Origin of the sequence: Achromobacter insolitus (genome assembly GCF_002209555.1) — a bacterium.
Lineage (GTDB): Bacteria > Pseudomonadota > Gammaproteobacteria > Burkholderiales > Burkholderiaceae_B > Achromobacter > Achromobacter insolitus.
Map to the genome: position 1 here is coordinate 748,866 of NZ_NJIF01000002.1, position 13,455 is coordinate 762,320.

Annotated in this window: 13 protein-coding genes; 12 read left to right on the forward strand and 1 reads right to left on the reverse strand. The window is 62.1% G+C overall.

The window, feature by feature from the left end; all coding sequences use genetic code 11:
• The first annotated feature begins 8 nt into the window (after nt 1–8).
• From CEY08_RS08990 to groL, 6 genes are all read left to right on the forward strand, one after another.
• Nucleotides 9–404: a hypothetical protein gene (locus CEY08_RS08990; RefSeq protein ID WP_063639463.1), complete on the forward strand. Its 396-nt coding sequence runs from the start codon at nt 9–11 to the stop codon at nt 402–404.
• 218 nt (nt 405–622) lie between these two features.
• On the forward strand, nt 623–1,006 hold the full coding sequence (locus CEY08_RS08995; RefSeq protein ID WP_076817399.1) for a c-type cytochrome: 384 nt from the start codon (nt 623–625) through the stop codon (nt 1,004–1,006).
• Nucleotides 1,007–1,133: 127 nt separating this feature from the next.
• Nucleotides 1,134–1,667 (forward strand): DUF3995 domain-containing protein, encoded by a 534-nt coding sequence (locus CEY08_RS09000; protein ID WP_232033788.1) that lies wholly within the window; start codon nt 1,134–1,136, stop codon nt 1,665–1,667.
• A gap of 335 nt (nt 1,668–2,002) precedes the next feature.
• Nucleotides 2,003–2,623, forward strand: a complete 621-nt coding sequence (locus CEY08_RS09005) for a hypothetical protein (protein ID WP_063639464.1) — start codon at nt 2,003–2,005, stop codon at nt 2,621–2,623.
• A gap of 160 nt (nt 2,624–2,783) precedes the next feature.
• Nucleotides 2,784–3,101, forward strand: a complete 318-nt coding sequence (locus CEY08_RS09010) for a co-chaperone GroES (protein ID WP_042795319.1) — start codon at nt 2,784–2,786, stop codon at nt 3,099–3,101.
• A 31-nt stretch (nt 3,102–3,132) separates the two neighbouring features.
• Complete coding sequence (gene groL / locus CEY08_RS09015; protein WP_063639465.1) at nt 3,133–4,755, forward strand: chaperonin GroEL; 1,623 nt, start codon at nt 3,133–3,135, stop codon at nt 4,753–4,755.
• 144 nt (nt 4,756–4,899) lie between these two features.
• On the opposite strand, the gene CEY08_RS09020 is transcribed toward groL, so the two are convergent.
• Entirely contained in the window at nt 4,900–5,967 is a 1,068-nt protein-coding gene (locus CEY08_RS09020; protein WP_170946315.1) for an AraC family transcriptional regulator, read from the reverse strand.
• A gap of 120 nt (nt 5,968–6,087) precedes the next feature.
• Between CEY08_RS09020 and CEY08_RS09025 the strand changes: the two genes are divergently transcribed.
• The 6 genes from CEY08_RS09025 (at nt 6,088) to CEY08_RS09050 (ending at nt 13,210) form a co-directional block, all read left to right on the forward strand.
• On the forward strand, nt 6,088–6,843 hold the full coding sequence (locus CEY08_RS09025) for an SDR family NAD(P)-dependent oxidoreductase (protein ID WP_088607632.1): 756 nt from the start codon (nt 6,088–6,090) through the stop codon (nt 6,841–6,843).
• Nucleotides 6,844–7,197: 354 nt separating this feature from the next.
• Nucleotides 7,198–8,058, forward strand: coding sequence for an NmrA family NAD(P)-binding protein (locus CEY08_RS09030; RefSeq protein WP_076817407.1), 861 nt, complete (start codon nt 7,198–7,200; stop codon nt 8,056–8,058).
• Nucleotides 8,059–8,201: 143 nt separating this feature from the next.
• Complete coding sequence (locus CEY08_RS09035) at nt 8,202–8,846, forward strand: nucleotidyltransferase family protein (RefSeq protein WP_331866839.1); 645 nt, start codon at nt 8,202–8,204, stop codon at nt 8,844–8,846.
• Nucleotides 8,847–9,108: 262 nt separating this feature from the next.
• A complete protein-coding gene (locus CEY08_RS09040) occupies nt 9,109–9,615 on the forward strand; it encodes a sigma-70 family RNA polymerase sigma factor (RefSeq protein ID WP_042795315.1) in 507 nt (168 codons plus the stop codon).
• A complete protein-coding gene (locus tag CEY08_RS09045) occupies nt 9,602–10,603 on the forward strand; it encodes a FecR family protein (protein ID WP_076817409.1) in 1,002 nt (333 codons plus the stop codon). The genes CEY08_RS09040 and CEY08_RS09045 overlap by 14 nt, the downstream gene beginning before the upstream one ends.
• A 237-nt stretch (nt 10,604–10,840) precedes the next feature.
• Nucleotides 10,841–13,210 (forward strand): TonB-dependent siderophore receptor, encoded by a 2,370-nt coding sequence (locus tag CEY08_RS09050; RefSeq protein WP_082884493.1) that lies wholly within the window; start codon nt 10,841–10,843, stop codon nt 13,208–13,210.
• Nucleotides 13,211–13,455: the final 245 nt, after the last annotated feature.

The window sequence follows — 13,455 nt, forward strand, 5'->3', positions numbered from 1 at the left end:
AGACTGACATGAAGTTGATCGAGTTCCTTCAGAAACACGCGACGACGATAACGGCGGGCGGCGAGGCGAGTACGGAACCGCGCACCGGCACCGATCAAGCGGCGCGCGAAGATCTACGGCTGGTACAAGCTACAAACAACGGCCTATTCAAGGTCTACTTCGCGCTTTTAATCGTGATAGTGGTTGTGACGATCGGTATCGCGCTTGCGTTTCACCAGGAGATGGGTGGACTGGCAGTCGTCCTTAGCACTGGTGGTGTCATCCAGGGTGGGCTGGTCTTGAAACTCTGTAATGTTTGGATGGACAAGGCCAGGATTGACATCGTCGCCACCCTCGCCAGCACGCTAACGCCAGACAAGTTGCAGCCGGTGTTGATGGAGCTATCACAGCAGATCCGTAGGTAGGCCCTAAGCACAAAAATAGTGACACTCCCTGTCGGGCAAAAGCTAGGCGCTCCGTCCGCTCGACACGGTTTTCTGCCATTGGGAGCCTAAACCGACGAACGTCTGGATTGGATCGTCAGCGGCCAGTCATCAACGGCGGCTCGCGGCCAAGACGAGCCATTCCCCGCTTAGGAGTCTATACTCGACGCCCCGCCGATTTGCGTGATAAGCCAGGGCCCATGAAAGCAAGAGAATTACTCATCACTACGCTAGGAACGTTGGTGTTGACTCAACCATCCCCATCCTTCGCACAAAACATCAACGGGAAGACTCTCTACACGCAGAGATGCGCGATGTGCCACGGTGCAGATATCAAGGGCACGGGGCCATTGGCCAAGACAAGCAATCCTCCCACGCCTGACCTCACAACTGCTGCGTTCAAAAAGCGGCTCAATGATTATCCTGGCGTCATTGTCTCGTCGGTAATACTCCGTCCGAACGGAGACCTGATTCCGAGAACGTTGAGGGAGAACGGCGTAAAGCTGGCGCCGCACTCCTGGACCGTTCAGGATTTTCGCGATTTGAACAAGTACATGAGCGATGTGATTTCCAAGAGCCGTTAACGGCGCGTTGACCGCCTGACCGCTTCGGGTCGAAGGTTGGCGTCCGCGATGCCTTGATCTGGCGATCACAGCTAGCCGGACAATCTTGCCGAACAGGCGGACCGCTCCGCGGGGGGCCGAGAATGTAATGAATCGACCCCCTTGTAATGTCCTCGTCGCCAATGACCGGTTCGTCCCTACCGATCATTCTCAGGAATTCCGGGGCACAATCACGCGGGTCCAACTTCCTGAAATCACCATGCAAGCCACCATTGCCGCCCTGACCTGTGCCGTGTTCGTCGTGCTGTCGCTGTGGCACATCTACTGGGCCCTAGGCGGTCGCGTCGCCTACCAGATCGCCTTGCCTGTTAAAGACGGAAAGCCCCTGTTTCGGCCGTCTGCTTTGGGGACATTCGTGGTGGGTTTGGCATTGATGGCGTTTGCCGGGCTCGTCGCGGTTAACGCGGGCTTACTGAACACACTTTGGGCGCCAACCTGGCTACGCTGGGTTGGCGCTGTGCTGGCGCTGGCTCTGCTCGGACGGGCAATTGGCGACTTCCGCTACGTGGGATTGTTCAAGCGGTTTGGCGGCGAGCCCTTCGCCCGGTTGGACACGTACGTGTTTTCACCACTGTGCCTGCTGCTGGCTGCCGGCGTGGCGGCCAGTGCCTGGCAAGGATGAGAGATTAACGGGTTGGCGACGCCCGGCAAAATGCGGTCGGCGATAAGCACTGCCCGTAAAGATTCCGATTTTTCGATGGGGCAGCGATGTCCACGGCGGCGCTGTTGACGATGACGTCCCGCTTGTCGAACTGACGCGCGACCGCGTCCAGCCCGTTTAGCGATCCATGAGGGTGGGGGTATATGTGAGCATGTGGCCCGGGCAAAGGCGCGCTGGCGAGGGCTACGTGCACCCCAACTGACGTTGCCCGGGCAAAGCACCTGCGATAAATTCTGCGAAACGATATTGTCGCAATGGCCTTTGACAAAAAGGCTGCAAGTCGTTGGAGTCAGCGAATGGATATCCTTGAGACCATCACTTCGCACGTAGCTGCGCTGCAGCTTCCGTTGTACGCCGTCAGCGCAACCGCTACACAGAAATCAGACACGCCCATCATCCTTATCCTGCACTGGCATGGATTCCGCCGCGACAAAGGGACGGCAGGCGCTTTGCACTCCGTCGCGGGTTCTGCGCTGCAGATCAACCAGCGCTGGCGCGACTATGCCGTCATCGACCACGCAATGCTGGAGGCGGCATGGAAACTCGGCGCCTGGGATGTGGAGCGAGTGGCAAGGCCCGGATGGTGGCGCCTAAATGCGCCGGTGTCCGAAGCGCTCGCCTGCCGTAGAGCGTTCGCGGATTATTCCGACGCGCGCGAGGCGAACCAGGCGGTCGTCGTCGAGGCTCCGGATCAGCAGGCCCTGCTCGACATCGCCGCTCGCCGCGGCTATGTCCGCTGGCTGTTCCGGCCTCGCAAGGGCGGTCTGTGGGGCCAAATGGACGGCGACGATCGCACTCTGGATGCCGATGGCGGCCGTTCCGCGCCTTGTCCCGTCACCCTGCTGCCGGACGGCCGCGAGCCGCGTCGAAAGGTCGTGTACCGCCTGGGGCGAGGAAGAGATTTCTTGATTCAATAAGTTTCATTTTGAATCATTTATCGCTCTTGAAGCGGCTGGGCGGCGCCCATAGTTTTTTTTCCGCACCCATCCCGGGCTGTACGGCGCATGCTGCCTCGCCATGTCGCTGCAGTGCGCCGGCATTCAATTTTTGATGATCAAGACTTCAGGAGATAGAGTCATGAAGATCCGTCCCCTTTACGACCGGATTATCGTCAAGCGAATCGAACAGCAGCGAAAGACAGCTTCCGGCATCGTCATCCCCGACTCGGCGGCGGAAAAGCCCGAACAGGGAGAGGTCCTCGCGGTCGGTCAGGGCAAGCGCAACGCGGATGGCTCGTTGCAGCCGCCCGAGCTCAAGGTCGGCGACCACGTTCTCTTTGGCAAGTATGCCGGCCAGACCGTCAAGGTCGACGGCGAAGAACTGCTGGTCATGCGCGAAGAGGATGTTTTCGCCGTGCTCACGTCGCAAGATGCTCAACTGAAGAAGGCGGCCTGACGCCGCCGGCCTATGGATTGAGGAGCTAGAAATGAGTGCGAAGGACGTTAAGTTCCACGACAGTGCCCGCAGCCGTGTGGTCAAGGGCGTCAATATCCTGGCCGACGCCGTAAAGGTGACGCTCGGCCCAAAGGGCCGGAATGTGCTGCTCGAACGCAGTTTCGGCGCGCCGGTCATTACCAAGGACGGCGTCTCGGTGGCCAAGGACATTGAACTGAAGGACAAGTTCGAGAACATGGGCGCACAAATCGTGAAGCAGGTCGCATCGAAGACGGCCGACGTCGCGGGCGATGGCACGACCACCGCCACGGTGCTGGCGCAGGCAGTCGTTCAGGAAGGCATGAAGTACGTGGCCTCCGGCATGAACCCCATGGATCTCAAGCGGGGCATCGACCAGGCCGTTTCCGGTGTGGTGGAGGCTCTGCGCAAGATGTCCAAGCCCATCTCCACCAGCAAAGAGACGGCGCAAGTCGCGGCGCTGTCCGCCAACGCCGACGAGGCGATCGGTAAGATCATCGCCGACGCGATGGACAAGGTCGGGCGCGAGGGCGTGATCACGGTGGAAGACGGCAAGTCGCTGGACAATGAACTGGATATCGTGGAGGGCATGCAGTTCGACCGCGGCTATCTGAGCCCATACTTCATCACGGACCCGGAGAAGCAGGTCGCTCAGCTCGATGACCCATTGATCCTGCTGTACGACAAGAAGATCTCCAACGTTCGCGAGCTTCTGCCTGTGCTGGAAAGCGCCGCCAAGGCGGGCAAGCCGCTGCTCATCGTCGCCGAGGACGTCGAAGGCGAAGCGCTTGCCACCCTGGTGGTCAACTCCATGCGCGGAGTGCTAAAGGTCACCGCGGTGAAGGCGCCAGGCTTCGGCGATCGCCGCAAGGCGATGCTGGAGGACATTGCGATCCTGACCGGCGCCACGGTGATCTCGGAAGAAACGGGCAAGCAGTTGGACAAGGCCACGCTGGAAGACCTGGGAAGCGCCAAGCGGATCGACGTTCGCAAGGAAGAGACCATCATCATCGACGGCGGCGGCAAGCAGGAGGCCATCGACGCGCGCGTCAAATCGATCCGCAAGCAGATCGACGACGCCACCAGCGACTACGACCGCGAAAAGCTGCAGGAGCGTGTCGCCAAGCTGGCGGGCGGCGTCGCCGTCATCCGGGTGGGCGCCGCGACCGAAGTCGAAATGAAAGAGAAGAAGGATCGGGTCGAGGATGCGCTGCATGCGACCCGCGCGGCGGTCGAGGAAGGCATCGTGCCCGGCGGCGGCGTTGCGCTGTTGCGGGCCCGAGAGGCAATACAGGATATGAAAGGCGCCAATGCCGATCAGGATGCGGGCATTCGCATCATCCTGCGAGCGCTCGAGGCTCCGCTGCGCGCCATCGTCGCCAATGCAGGCGAAGAGCCTTCGGTAGTCGTGGCAAAGGTGAGGGAAGCCAAAGGCAATTATGGCTACAACGCCGCCACCGGCGACTATGGCGACCTGGTCGATATCGGCGTCGTCGATCCGACGAAGGTCACTCGTACCGCGTTGCAGAACGCGGCTTCCATCGCCGGACTCATTCTGACCACCGCCGCTACCATCGCGCAGGTTCCAGAAGATACCAAGCCGCAGGCTGCGCCGGCTGAGGCGATGGACTTCTGACGGCGAAATAACGGCCAAGCCACCCAGTCTGCTCTGAGGGCATCGCGCCAGCGGCGCGATGCCCAATTTTGTCGTTGCAACGGGCCGAAAAAAAATATCGAGAGATCGACTGACGCACTAGCATTTCGACAGGTCCGCAGGCACCTATGACTCTGGCGAAGGCAATCGCACCTCTGGCCCCTGCGTCACGCGGACTTCGTCAGCACCGTTGGGCATAGGCGGATGAGCTTGCGCGCGTGCTTCGCGGATGCTCCGCCCGGGCGGCTGACCGAACATTCGCGCGTATTCTCGCGTGAACTGAGTCACGCTCTCATAGCCGACTGCGTAGGCGGCGGTGCTAATCGCCGCGCCTTCCGAGAGCAGGCGCCGGCGTGCTTCAAGCAAGCGGAGTTGTTTCTGGAATTGCAATGGCGTAAGCGTGGTAACGCTGCGAAAGTGCGTGTGAAACGCCGACAAGCTCATGCTGGCGGCCTTAGCGAGGGTCTCAACGGGCAAGGGCTCGGCGAATCTCTTCCTTAATACGGCAATGGCTCGCGCAATCCTGTTGGTATGACTGCCGTTGACTCCCAGTGCGCGAATGGCGCTGCCTTGCCGCCCGGCCAGCAGCCAATAGTGCAGCTCGCGGATAAGTTGACGCCCAAGCACGGCAATTGAGGCCGGCCTGTCCAGCAATCTAAGCAGGCGCAATGCGGCGTCAGCCACTTCAGTTTCGGTTGGGTCCACGCACACGGCGCGGTTCTGCTCGGTCGATGCGGATCCCATCTCGCCGACCAGATCCGTGATCACGCCGGCGTCCAGCTCCATGACCAGTAAGTAGTAAGGCGCGGCACTGCTGGCTGCGGTTATCTGACTTACGGTGGGCACGTCCGTCGTGATCAGCAAGGACTCGCCCGCGCTGAATTCGAAAGTTTCCGCGCCCATGGTCACCCGCTTGCGGCCTTGCAGGACCAGCGCGACCAATGGTTTGGTGATGGCATATTGAAGCGCTGAAGGAGACGTTTCGCGCAGAATGGCAACGCCTTCGACAGGCATCGCCGCGACGCCCTCGCGGTTTACGTTTGCATCGGCGTAGCGTTGCGCCGCCTGCAGCAATGCGTCGGCCACACCGGCATGTCTGTATTGGTCGGTGGCGGCAGTCCAGGATTCGGAAGATTGGGCAAAAGCGTTCACTGTCTTCGGGAGACGGAAGTGGGCGAAATCGTAGAGAAACATGGGGCCTATGACCTTCGATTCTCTACGACAAAACGATTAGGCAATTGGCCAACATGATCAGGCAATCCGATCAATGCGGCAACTCCTAAGATGAACGCTCAACGATTCAGGAGCTCTTTCATGACAACGATTTCTCTCGTTACCGGCGCCAGCCGAGGTCTGGGCCGCAACACCGCATTGAGCATCGCCCGCCACGGTGGCGACGTGATAGTCACCTATCGCGGCAATCAGGCATCGGCGGATTCGGTGGTCGCCGAAATCATGGCTCTTGGCCGCAAGGCCGTCGCGCTGCAACTGGACACAAGCCAGGTAGCCACCTTCACCGGCTTCGTGGCAGCCTTGCGCGGAGCGCTGAAAGAAAAATGGGGCCGCGACAGCTTCGATCACCTCGTCAACAACGCCGGGCACGGCGAAATGGCGGACTTTGAATCCACCAGCGAGGCGCAGTTCGACACGCTCTTTAGCGTGCATGTAAAGGGTGTGTTCTTCCTGACTCAGGCGCTGCTGCCATCGCTGGCGGACGGTGGGCGCGTCATCAACCTGTCGTCTGGCCTCACCCGCGTTTCGTTCCCGGGTTTCTCGGCCTATGCCGCGGCCAAGGGCGCCGTGGAAACGCTCACTGTATATATGGCCAAGGAACTTGGACGCCGAGGCATCACGGTTAACGCCGTTGCCCCGGGCGCCATCGAGACCGATTTTCTCGGCGGGGCCGTGCGCGACATCCCCGACTACAACGCGGCCTTCGCCAACATGACCGCGCTTGGCCGTGTGGGTGTTCCCGACGACATCGGTCCAATGATCGCGAGCCTGCTGAGACCGGACAATCGGTGGGTTAACGGCCAGCGCATCGAAGTCTCCGGGGGGCAGTCAATCTGAGTGAGCCGGCATCGGCCCTGGCCAAAGCCCTGTACGGCGGCTACGGTCCCTCCAATGTCCAAGGGACTCAATATCCCCCGACATCCCATCGCCGCAGCCAAGTCCGCCGCCGCTTTGGGTGCGGGAGGAGCTGTCCTCAAGGACGGTTCTCGCCGAGATAGAGCCGCTCGACACCCGGATCCCGATTGCGCACAATCATGGATATTGATCGGGCGTCCTGCGCTGCCCCCTTACTCCGAGGGGCACCGCCGTTACACAATGTGGCCAGCGATAGCTGGGAACTCAGTTTGACTCGATGAGGCGCGGCCCGGATGCCGGGACGCTCGCAACGCGCATCAACCGGAGGACATACACATGTACATCATCATGGGGGGCACCGGCCACGTCGGGACGGCTACCGCGCGCGCTTTGCTCGCGCGTGGCGCGGAGGTAACCATCGTTACCCGCTCGGCGGCTCGCGCCGCGCACTGGCGCGCTCGGGGCGCCGACATTGTCCAAGCCAATGTGGAAGACGTGGCGTCATTACGCGCCGCGTTCCGGCGTGGCCGACGCGCTTTTCTATTGAATCCTCCGGCGGACACCACCACCGACACCGACGTCGTCGAAAGACATACCGTTGCGAACATACTCGCCGCGCTCGAGGGATCCGGGCTTGAAAAAGTCGTTGCCGAGTCGACTGGCGGCGCCCAGCCGGGCAGCCGCATTGGCGATTTGAACGTGCTGTGGGAACTGGAAGAAGGGCTACGGGCCCAGGCGTTGCCGGCCGCCGTGAACCGTGCTGCTTACTACATGAGCAACTGGGATGGGTTACTCGAAACGGTGCGCAACACCGGCGTGTTGCCCAGTCTTTTCCCGGCGGATCTCGCCATTCCGATGGTCGCGCCGAAAGACCTGGGCGAAGTCGCAGCCGCCCGTTTAATGTCGTCTCTCGACGACTGCGGCGTCCGCTACGTAGAAGGCCCGAGGCGGTATACACCCAGCGACGTAGCGCGAGCGTTCGCGGAGACCTTGGGCCGGCCTGTCGAGGTCCACGTCGTACCGCGAGCGGAATGGCAGCAGACGTTCGTCAACCAGGGATTTTCTGAAGCCGCCGCTGAATCCTATGCCCGTATGACCCAGGTGTGCGTCGACAGCGGCTTTGACTTGTCAGACACCCCGCTGCGCGGATCGACCACCCTGGAGGCTTACATTCGGGACCTGGTGGTCCATGTCTGATATAGCCAGCAACTGAGTACGCCACGACGCGCACGCTCACCACCGCACCGGCGCGAGCGTTCTGTCTACGAAGCGTATGGCAGCAGCGGAGATATGAGCTAACAGTTGCGACTGACCGATTGCGGCCAGGAAGCGGACGGCCAATGATTCCGGATATGCTAGTTCCACATATCAACCCACCCGAGATTCCAGTTTCCGGCGAAATGATGGCGAACGTTCGAGCAGGCTATGAGCAACGACTGTGCGACCTCGTCGAATCCTCTGAGCAACTGATGGCCGCGCTGCGGGCGGTTCGCTGCCTTGGTTTACCCTCGTGGTGCATCGGTGCAGGGGCCATCAGATCCTTGGTTTGGGATAACTTGCATGGCTTTCAGGTGCCCTCGAACGTGGATGATGTGGACGTGGCGTACTTTGATGCCGAAGCGCCTCTAGCTCTGGATGCCGAACTTCGAGAGCGGCTGCAATTTCTCCTTCCCTCGCTCACCTGGGAAGTGACAAACCAGGCCAGAGTGCACGAGTGGCTCGCAGAAGCCCTCGGCCAGGTGGTTTCACCCCTAACGTCTTTGGACGATGGGCTGGCCACTTGGCCAGAGTTCGCCACCTGCGTTGGCATTTACCTGGACGGTGATGAATCATTGAAGGTCATAGCGCCGTACGGATTGAATGACCTGTTTGAACTGCGAGTTCGGCACAACCCTCGTCGGGCGAGCGTATCAACGTTTATGCACCGTGTGAATTCCAAGCGACTCAGCCACCGATGGCCTCGGCTTTCGATCTGTACTCCCTGACCGCACATAGGGCTGCTGTGGATCGAAAGCGGCTCATTGCCACAAGTGGCTCGCGGCCAAATGCGGACGTCAAGTTCAATTGCGCATGAAACGATGGTGCGCATGCATGAAAAGCCACGTTGCGTCTATGGGGAAGCGGCTCTCGAATTCAAGATCTGTCGCGGGGACCGATGCCACGGACCGTCGGCCACACTGTTGCCGTAATGAGAATCATGATTGATAATGCCGGACCTCTTCTCTGCAACAGCCTCCCTGCCGTTCCATGCCCCGCCATCCCCCATCCGAAAAAGGTTGGCTCGCGCATTATCGCGAGCTGATCGGGACGTGGACGCGGCGTAGCGCCAGCCGGCACGATGCGGAAGACGCCGCGCATGACGTCGTGACCAACATGCTGCGCAACGGCGACGCCGCCGTGTTGGACCCGAAGGCTTACCTCTATGGCGCCAGCCAGAACCGTCTGAACGGCGAGTTCCGCCGCCAATCGCGGCGCGAGGTGCTCAGCCTGGACGCGTTGACGGACGCCGAGCATCCCGCGCAGGCCGACCCGGAGTCCGCTATCCGCGCGGCGCAGCTTGCCGATGCGCTAAAGTCGGCGCTGGCCGAACTTCCCCTCAAATGCCAGCAGGTGTTCCTGTGGAACAAGCTTGAGGGTTACACGCAGGCCGAAATCGCCCAGAAACTCGGGTTGACGCAAAGCATGGTCGAAAAGCACATGAAGCGCGCGCTCACCCACATCCATGACCGGTTGCAAGATCATGCCCCGCACTGATGCCCGCGAGGACGCATCCCGACCGCCTGCGACGACGCGCGACCAGGCGGCGCACTGGTTTTCGCGCGAGCGCCTGGGCGCACTGGACGACGCGCAGCGGCGGGCGCTTGAGGCGTGGCTGGCGGCGGATCCGGAGCACGCGCGTCAATACCGGGCGATGCAGGCCTTGTGGCGCGTGGCGGATCGCCTGCCGGAAGACGAAATGCGCGCGATCCTGGCGCGATCTGATGAAGCTCCGGCGCGGCCTGGGCGCCGCAAGTTCGCCGTTGGGCTATCGGCCGCCTGTGCTTTGACGCTTGCCGCCGGCGTGATCGCTCCGCGGCTGTGGTCTCCGGCGCCGGATTTCACGCAATCGCTGGCCACCGCGCGCGGCGAGCGCAAGCGCGTCGCGTTGCCCGATGGCTCGCTGGTGGAATTGAACACGGACACGCAGATCCAGGTGGCGCTGTATGAGGACCGGCGCGAAATCGAGTTGCTGGCGGGCGAGGCCTTGTTTACCGTCAGTCCCGATGCGGCGCGGCATTTCACGGTGAACGCAGGCGCGGTGCAGGTGCGCGTGACGGGCACGCGTTTCAATGTCCGCCGGGATGGGGACGTTGTGGCGCTGGCGGTGGACGAGGGCAGCGTGGCGTTTTCCGCGGGCGCCTGGTGGAACAAGACCACGCGCCACCTGACGGCCGGCTACGCCGCGCAATATGCGCCCGGGGCTCCCCTCGCGGCGCCGCATCAGGAAAACGTGGCGGCAGTCACTGCCTGGCAGCGGGGCAGGCTGGTGTTTCGCGATACTCCACTGGCGCAGGTCGTGGCGGAGCTGAACCGCTATCTGCGCAGTCCGTTGCGGATCGACGACCGCAAGCTCGCGCAACTGCGCGTGGCGGGCACGTTGCCAATCGACGCGCCTGAGTCGGTCCTGGACGTGCTGCCTCACATCGCGCCCGTGATCGTGCTGTATGCCGCGGACGGCGGGGCGGTGTTGGCGCCGCGTTAGTGCACGCTGATGAAACCAGGGACCGGGGCCGCAATGGCGCCGCGTCCAGGTAGATCCATGGCTGAATCATTCTGTTTCAACTATTCCATCGAGAATCATTCCGGTTTTTTCAGGCCCCAGGCGTCTATCCGGTGAAAGGGGCCGCGCTCGCCAGCCGATCTCGACCCCGGAAGCAACCTTTGGCCAAGGGTGTCGGGCGCTCAATGCGCGGGCAGTTGTACTGGAATTTTTCTTCTGATGATGGACAAGCAACATACGCCGCACGCCGCGGCGCGCAAGGCCGCGAAGCGCGGGGCGCAAGGCGCCTGCGGCGCGCTGGCGATTTCCCTGGCATTGGCGTGGGGCGCCATGCCCAACGAGGCCGTCGCGCAGACTGCCCCGGTGCAGGTCAGCATTGCGGTGCAGCCGCTGGGCGACGCATTGATCCAGTTGGGCGAGCAGGCGTCGCTGGTGATCTTCTATCTGCCTGAGACAGTGCGAGGCCGCACCGCGCCGGCCGTGTCGGGAATGCTGACGCCCGACGATGCACTGCGCCGCCTGCTGGCCGGCACCGGCATCGCGTTCCAGCGTGACGGGCGCAATGTCTCGCTGACCGCACCGTCCGGCGGTTCAGCTCAGCTTGAAACCGTGACGGTGCATGGTGTTGCGGTGGGAACGGCCGACAGCTACGTCGCGCTTTCCAGCCAGAGCGGCAAGCTGGACGTGCCGCTGATCGAGACGCCGCGATCGGTGTCTATCGTGACGCAGGAGCAGCTCAAGGTTCAGGCGCCGCGCAACCTGGAAAGCGCGTTGGCCTATACGCCCGGCGTGCAGACGGAGGTGTCGGGCTCAAGCGATGCGCGGATGACGGGCACCGTCATCCGCGGCTTCAGCGATGGCAGCGCCTACTTCAAGGACGGCCTCAAGCAGTTGTCGACCGGCACCTATGCCTCGTGGAACGACAACATCGAGGAACTCGACAGCATCGAAGTGCTGAAGGGGCCCGCCTCGGTGCTCTTCGGTCAGGGCCGGCCGGGCGGGGTCATCAACGTGGTCTCCAAGCGGCCTTCCGCGGATCACGTCAACAGCGTCGGCGCCAGCTACGGCACCTACAATCGCCGTCAGCTCACCGCGGACCTGGGCGGCGCCTTCGATGCCGATCAGAAGGTGCTGTATCGCCTGAACGTGCTGGGCCGCGACAGCGATGGCCGCACGGACGGTTCGCGCGACGACCGGATTTCCGTGGCGCCGTCGATCCTGTGGAACATCACGAACCAGACGCGGTTGACCGTGCTGGGCACGTACTCCAAAGAGCGTGCGACGCCCAAGAGCTGGTGGCCGAATCTCTATACCTACCCCGAAATCGGCGACCTGCCGCTGAGCCGCACCGCCGGCGATCCGGATTTCGACCGCTTCGACCGCGACACGAAGTCGATCGGGTACGCCTTCGAACACGATACGGACAACGGGTGGCGCCTGCGCCAGAACCTGCGCTATTCCGAGATCGACATCGACTACCGGCACATCTACGCGATGGATCTGCTGGACGACCGCCGCACGGTCACGCGCGGCAGCCTCGCCCAGCGCACCAACGGCAAGACGTTCGCGGTGGACAGCCGCGCGTCGCGCGACTTCAAGTGGGGCGATCTGCAGCACACCTTTGCGCTGGGCGTGGACTACCTGCGCTACAAGGAGAACGATGCGCTGGGCTTCGGATGGGACGTGCCCAACCTGGACATCTACGCGCCGGTCTATGGGCAAAGCATCGAGTATCCCGAATTGGATCCGTCTCGCACCGATATGAAGCAGACGGGCATCTACACGCTGAACCAGCTCAAGTGGAATAACTGGGTGGGTAACGTGAGCCTGCGGCGCGACTTCGTGCGCACCACCCAGACCAGCACGACGCAGCCTCGCGTCAGCGACTCGGCCACCACCGGGAGCATGGGCCTGCTCTATCTCTTTGACAACGGTGTCGCGCCCTACGTCAGTTACTCCACGGCGTTCGACCCGATTACGGGCAAGCAGTTCGACGGCACGGCATTCAAGCCGCGCGAGGGCAAGCAGTACGAAATCGGGCTGAAGTACCAGCCGCCCGGCACCGACGCGCTCTTTACGGCCGCAGTGTTCGACATCCGCCAGACCAACGTGACGACGCCGGATCCGGACCATCCACGCTTCAGTTTGCAGACGGGCGAAGTGCGTTCCACGGGAGTCGAACTGGAAGCCAAATTCCCCCTCTCGCGTGAACTCAGCGTGATGGCCGGCTACACCTACATCGATCCGCGCACGACAAAGAGCAACCGGCTGCAGGAGGTGGGCCGCCAGCTTACGCAAACTGCGCGCCAGACGGCCAGCCTGTGGGTGGACTACCGTCCGCACCAGGTGCAGGGCTTGATGCTTGGGGGTGGCCTGCGCTATCGCGGCAAGGCGCCGCTGAACACCGCGGCCGACGGCAGCACGCCGTACAACCCCGCCTTTACGCTGGCGGACGTGGCGATCGCGTATGAGACCCCGCGCTACCGTGTTGCGCTGAACGTCAACAACGTGTTCGACAAGCGCTACTACACCTACACGTTCCGCGGCATGGAGCGCGAAGCGATGCTCAGCCTGAACTATTACTGGTAACGTCCCCCATCTCTACGGCTGCGGCTGCGGCTCGTTTGGGCCGCGCTCCTTGGCACTGCTGTGGGTCATTGTGTTTTGGGGCGCAATCCAACGCTTTGAAGTCCAGTTTTGGCCAAGGGAGATCTGCGGCGGCAGATCAAACTGGACACTCAACATGTTAGCCAAGCATCCATGGCGGCGAGCCTCACCGGCCGGGAGCGCCAACATGCTGCAAAAGCCTTGGTGACCAGTGGGTCTTGCCGCGT

What these genes read in the sequence shown, in the direction of transcription:
- CEY08_RS08990 (WP_063639463.1), top strand. Translation starts at nt 9, where the DNA reads ATGAAGTTGATCGAGTTCCTTCAGAAACACGCGACGACGATAACGGCG.
- CEY08_RS08995 (WP_076817399.1), top strand. Translation starts at nt 623, where the DNA reads ATGAAAGCAAGAGAATTACTCATCACTACGCTAGGAACGTTGGTGTTG.
- CEY08_RS09000 (WP_232033788.1), top strand. Translation starts at nt 1,134, where the DNA reads ATGAATCGACCCCCTTGTAATGTCCTCGTCGCCAATGACCGGTTCGTC.
- CEY08_RS09005 (WP_063639464.1), top strand. Translation starts at nt 2,003, where the DNA reads ATGGATATCCTTGAGACCATCACTTCGCACGTAGCTGCGCTGCAGCTT.
- CEY08_RS09010 (WP_042795319.1), top strand. Translation starts at nt 2,784, where the DNA reads ATGAAGATCCGTCCCCTTTACGACCGGATTATCGTCAAGCGAATCGAA.
- groL (WP_063639465.1), top strand. Translation starts at nt 3,133, where the DNA reads ATGAGTGCGAAGGACGTTAAGTTCCACGACAGTGCCCGCAGCCGTGTG.
- CEY08_RS09020 (WP_170946315.1), bottom strand. Translation starts at nt 5,967, where the DNA reads ATGTTTCTCTACGATTTCGCCCACTTCCGTCTCCCGAAGACAGTGAAC.
- CEY08_RS09025 (WP_088607632.1), top strand. Translation starts at nt 6,088, where the DNA reads ATGACAACGATTTCTCTCGTTACCGGCGCCAGCCGAGGTCTGGGCCGC.
- CEY08_RS09030 (WP_076817407.1), top strand. Translation starts at nt 7,198, where the DNA reads ATGTACATCATCATGGGGGGCACCGGCCACGTCGGGACGGCTACCGCG.
- CEY08_RS09035 (WP_331866839.1), top strand. Translation starts at nt 8,202, where the DNA reads ATGATTCCGGATATGCTAGTTCCACATATCAACCCACCCGAGATTCCA.
- CEY08_RS09040 (WP_042795315.1), top strand. Translation starts at nt 9,109, where the DNA reads ATGCCCCGCCATCCCCCATCCGAAAAAGGTTGGCTCGCGCATTATCGC.
- CEY08_RS09045 (WP_076817409.1), top strand. Translation starts at nt 9,602, where the DNA reads ATGCCCCGCACTGATGCCCGCGAGGACGCATCCCGACCGCCTGCGACG.
- CEY08_RS09050 (WP_082884493.1), top strand. Translation starts at nt 10,841, where the DNA reads ATGATGGACAAGCAACATACGCCGCACGCCGCGGCGCGCAAGGCCGCG.